Genomic DNA, 4,142 nt, shown 5'->3' with positions numbered 1-4,142 from the left:
GCCGCCGCGCGGCCTGCACGTGCGCCAGACCGGCCGGCTTCCCGAGGTGGTCACCAAGTATGGCGGGTGGGGTGACCGCCAGATCCTGGTCAGCGGCGGCCCGGCGATGATCCGGGCCACCAAGGCGGCGCTGATCGACAAAGGGGCGCCGCCGCAGCGCATCCAGCACGACCCGCTCTAGGCTTGCCGAGTGCACGTCGTCACGCTGGGCTCGGAGTCGTTGACCGCACAGTTCGTGCTCGATGCCGGCATGATCGGCACCTCGCTCAACGACTCCAGAACCGAGCTGCTTGGCCAGCGCCGAGGGCTCGACGCCTATCTGTCCGCCGGTAAGACCATGGGCATCCCGATCCTGTACCCGTGGGCGAATCGGTTGGGCGACAACAACTACACCGCCGAGGGCGTCGAAGTGACGCTGACCCCCGGCGAGAACGGGGTGCGCGCCGACCCGGCCGGCCTGCCCATCCACGGCGTGCTGGCCGCCTATCCCGGCTGGCGCCTGACGGCCCAATCGGAGCAGGAGCTGACCGCCGAACTGGACTTCGGGGCCGATCCACGGCTGCTGGCCAGCTTCCCCTATCCACACGTGCTGACGATGACGGTGCGACTGGCCGAGCGCACGCTGACCGTAGGAACCACGGTCACCCCCACCGGGGACCGGGCGGTGCCGCTGTGTTTCGGCTACCACCCGTACCTGCAATTGCCCGACGTGCCGCGCGGCGAGTGGCTCGTCGAGACACCGGCTCTGCGGCACCTGGCCCTGGACGACCGGGGCCTGCCCACCGGCGACACCGCGCCGCACCAGGCGGGTTCGGAGCAGCTGGGCGACAAGAGTTTTGACGACGCGTTCGACCAGGTGGCCGAGGGTGCGGTGTTCGCCGTGTCCGGCGGTGGCCGCCGCCTGGAAGTGCACTTCGAGCGCGGTTACCGGGCGGCGCAAATCTTCGCACCACCCGGCGAGGACTTGATCTGCTTCGAACCCATGGCCGCACCGACCGACGCGTTGCGGCGCGGCGGCTACGAATCCGCACGTCCTGGCGAGCCGGCCGTCGCGGTGTTCTCCATCCGCGTCTAGCGACGCTCGCCGGTGCGCGGCTGCCACACCACCAGGGCCCTGCTCTTGGGCACGACTGCGACCTCGCGGCGCTGATTGGCCCGCAGGGTGGCGATCTCCTCGGCCATCTCCTGCAGCCGTGACTGCAGGGCCTCGACCTGATTGGTCAGCTCGATAATGCGTTTGATGCCGGCCAGGTTGACGCCCTCGTCCTGGGACAGCCGCTGCACCTCGCGCAGCAGGTCGACGTCGTGTTGCGAGTAGCGGCGGCCGCCACCGGAGGTCCGTTGCGGGGTGACCAGGCCGAGCCGGTCGTAGGTGCGCAGCGTCTGCGCATGCATGCCGGCCAGCTCGGCAGCGACAGATATCAGAAACGTGCGCGAATCGCGTTCCTTGTTCTTCGCCATCAGCGGTTACCTGCCCATCCGGCCCGCGGGTTGAACCCACTGGACCGCTCGGCCGCCGCATAGGCTTCCAGCGCCTCTTGGGCGGCGCCTTCCAGGTTGGGTGGAACGGCGACCTTGACCGTGACCAGCAAATCGCCGGCACCGCCGCTGCGCTTGGGCACACCGCGCCCGCGCACCCGCAGGATGCGCCCGTCGGAGGTGCCCTTCGGCACCCGCACGCCCACGGTCCCATCCAGCGTGGGCACCGAAAGCGTTGAGCCCAAAGCCAGTTCGGCGAAGCTGACCGGCACGGTCACGGTGAGGTCGTCGCCGTCGCGGCCGAAGATCTTGTCCGGCCGGACATGCACGGTCACGTACAGGTCTCCCGACGGAGCACCGCGCAACCCGGCTTCGCCTTGGCCGGCCAACCGGATCCGCTGCCCGTCCTCGACGCCCGGCGGTATCCGCACGTTGATGGTGCGGGTGCGGGTGGTCACGCCGGTGCCTTTGCACTCCTCACAGGGGTGCTCGATGATCGAGCCGCTGCCCCGGCACTCGGTGCACGGCTCGGAGAACCCGAACGCGCCCTGGTTGCGGTTGATGACACCCGCGCCATTGCAGTTCGGGCACACCTTGGGGCTGGTGCCCGGTCGCGCCCCGCTGCCATGACAGTTGGTGCACGGCGCCGGGCTGGTCAGCCGCAGCGGCATGGCCACGCCCTTGGCGGCCTCGACGAAATCGAGCTCCGTCTCGGTCTCCAGGTCGTTGCCGCGACGCGGCCGGCTGGGCCGGGCGCTGCCGCCCCGTCCGAACAATCCGCCAAACAGGTCGCCGATGTTGGCGCCCCCGCTGCGGCCGGCCGCGTCGAACAGGTCGTTGAGGTTGAACTCGGCGCCGTCACCGCCGCCGCCGAAGCCACCGAAACCACCGGTGTTGAACCGGCGGCCGCCGAGGCCCCCGCCGGCGAACAGCCGGCGGGTCTCGTCGTACTCCTTGCGCTTGGCCTCGTCGGACAAGACGCTGTAGGCCTCGGAGACCGCTTTGAACCGTTCCGCCCCGGCCGGGTTCTTATCCGGGTGCAGGTCAGAAGCCAGCTTGCGGTATGCGGTCTTTATCTCCTTGGCGTCGGCGTCAGAGGAGACGCCCAGCTCCTTGTAGAAGTCTTTCTCGACCCATTCACGCTGGGCCATGTCGCGTCACCCCCTCTCACCTTTCTCGTTTGAATTGTGTGCTCTAGTCACCGGAGGTGCCGGCGTTATCGGCCGTTTGCGTGTCGGATTCCGCACCGGCGCTCGCTGGTTGCGGCGCGCCGGCGCCTTCCACGGTGTCGACGACGCCGACCAGCGCGTGCCGCAGCACGTTCTCGCCGAGCCGGTAACCCTGCCGCATGACGGTGCCGATGACGGGTCGGGAGCCCTCGCCGCCGTCGCCCTCGTGCTGGACGGCTTCGTGCAGGGCGGGGTCGAAGTCCTCGCCCTCGAGGCCGAACGCTTCCACGCCGAGGCCGCTCAACGCGTTCGCCAGCTTGTCGGCAACCGACTTCAGCGGACCCGACTCGAGATCACCGTGCTTGCGCGCGCGGTCCAGATCGTCGAGCACACCGAGCAATTGCGTGACGACGGCCGCCTTGGCCCGGTCGGCCGCCGCCTGCTGGTCGCGCAACGCGCGCTTGCGGTAGTTGGCGAAGTCGGCCGTCACCCGCTGCAGGTCGGCGGTAAGCTCGGCGACCTTCTCGGACTTGTCGCCCGACGGGGCGGCCGGCGCCGCCTCTCCCGACGAGGTGTCGGGAGAGACGTGCCGGACTTCACCCGTCTCGGGATCGATGCGCCGTTTGTCGGTGACCGTTACCTGTTCGGGGTGTCCTTCGGTCACTTGGCCTCCCGGTCGTCGTCGACCACCTCAGCGTCCACGACATCGTCGGCACCGGGCTGAGCACCGCCGGGCGCACCGCCCGGCTGGCCGGCCGACTCGGCCTGGGTCGCCTCGTAGATCGCCTGGCCGAGCGCCTGCGATTCCTGACCAAGGCGCTCCATCGCGGACTTGATCGCGGTGATGTCGGTGCCGCCCAACGCCGCCTTGGCGTCGGCCACCGCGGCGTCGACCTTGTTCAGCGTGTCCTCCGGAACCTTCGAGCCACCCTCAGCGCTGCGCTGCTCGGAGACGAACTTCTCGGTCTGGTAGACTAGCGTCTCGGCCTGGTTGCGGACGTCGGCCTCCTCGCGCCGCTTGCGGTCCTCCTCGGCGTGCGCCTCGGCGTCCTTGATCATCCGGTCGATCTCCTCCTTGGACAGGCCTGAGCCTTCCTGGATCCGGATGGTGTTTTCCTTGCCGGTGCCCTTGTCCTTGGCGGTGACGTGCACGATGCCGTTGGCGTCGATGTCGAAGGTCACCTCGATCTGCGGGATGCCGCGCGGGGCCGGCGGGATGCCGGTCAGCTCGAACGATCCGAGCAGCTTGTTATGCGACGCGATCTCACGCTCACCCTGGTAGACCTGGATCTGCACCGACGGCTGGTTGTCGTCGGCGGTGGTGAAGGTCTCCGACCGCTTGGTCGGGATGGTGGTATTGCGCTCGATGAGCTTGGTCATCACGCCACCCTTGGTTTCGATACCCAGGCTCAACGGCGTGACGTCCAGCAGCAGAACGTCTTTCACTTCACCCTTGAGGACGCCGGCCTGCAGCGCGGCGCCGACGGCGACCAC

The 4,142-nt window shown here is 69.0% G+C and carries 5 protein-coding genes and 1 pseudogene; 2 read left to right on the top strand and 4 right to left on the bottom strand.

Annotated elements, in window-relative coordinates:
- Both A9W95_RS26220 and A9W95_RS12055 read left to right on the top strand, forming a co-directional pair.
- Window positions 1-181, top strand: a pseudogene (locus A9W95_RS26220) (2-polyprenylphenol hydroxylase); the annotation flags it as partial.
- A 69-nt stretch (window positions 182-250) separates the two neighbouring features.
- Window positions 251-1,075 carry an aldose 1-epimerase gene (locus A9W95_RS12055; protein ID WP_082983048.1) on the top strand — a complete coding sequence of 275 codons (825 nt, stop codon included), beginning with the start codon at window positions 251-253 and terminating at the stop codon, window positions 1,073-1,075.
- Here A9W95_RS12055 and A9W95_RS12050 read toward each other — a convergent pair.
- The 4 genes from A9W95_RS12050 to A9W95_RS12035 all read right to left on the bottom strand — a co-directional run.
- Window positions 1,072-1,461 carry a heat shock protein transcriptional repressor HspR gene (locus tag A9W95_RS12050; RefSeq protein ID WP_067412569.1) on the bottom strand — a complete coding sequence of 130 codons (390 nt, stop codon included), beginning with the start codon at window positions 1,459-1,461 and terminating at the stop codon, window positions 1,072-1,074. The two genes, A9W95_RS12055 and A9W95_RS12050, sit on opposite strands and share 4 nt — an antisense overlap.
- A complete protein-coding gene (gene dnaJ, locus A9W95_RS12045) occupies window positions 1,461-2,630 on the bottom strand; it encodes a molecular chaperone DnaJ (RefSeq protein ID WP_067412567.1) in 1,170 nt (389 codons plus the stop codon). Before dnaJ ends, A9W95_RS12050 begins: the two co-directional genes overlap by 1 nt.
- 43 nt (window positions 2,631-2,673) lie before the next feature.
- Window positions 2,674-3,312, bottom strand: coding sequence for a nucleotide exchange factor GrpE (gene grpE, locus A9W95_RS12040; protein ID WP_067412565.1), 639 nt, complete (start codon window positions 3,310-3,312; stop codon window positions 2,674-2,676).
- The coding region (locus A9W95_RS12035; RefSeq protein ID WP_156746160.1) for an Hsp70 family protein at window positions 3,309-4,142 on the bottom strand (834 nt) is incomplete at its 5' end. The genes grpE and A9W95_RS12035, both read right to left, overlap by 4 nt.

The sequence above is a fragment of the Mycobacterium sp. 1423905.2 genome, from assembly GCF_001673155.1.
GTDB lineage: Bacteria > Actinomycetota > Actinomycetes > Mycobacteriales > Mycobacteriaceae > Mycobacterium.
The sequence above is the reverse complement of the archived record's forward strand: the minus strand, read 5'-3'. Positions and strand labels throughout refer to the sequence as shown.

Coding starts and splice junctions, on each gene's coding strand:
- A9W95_RS12055 (WP_082983048.1), top strand. CDS start 251: ATGATCGGCACCTCGCTCAACGACTCCAGAACCGAGCTGCTTGGCCAG.
- dnaJ (WP_067412567.1), bottom strand. CDS start 2,630: ATGGCCCAGCGTGAATGGGTCGAGAAAGACTTCTACAAGGAGCTGGGC.
- A9W95_RS12050 (WP_067412569.1), bottom strand. CDS start 1,461: ATGGCGAAGAACAAGGAACGCGATTCGCGCACGTTTCTGATATCTGTC.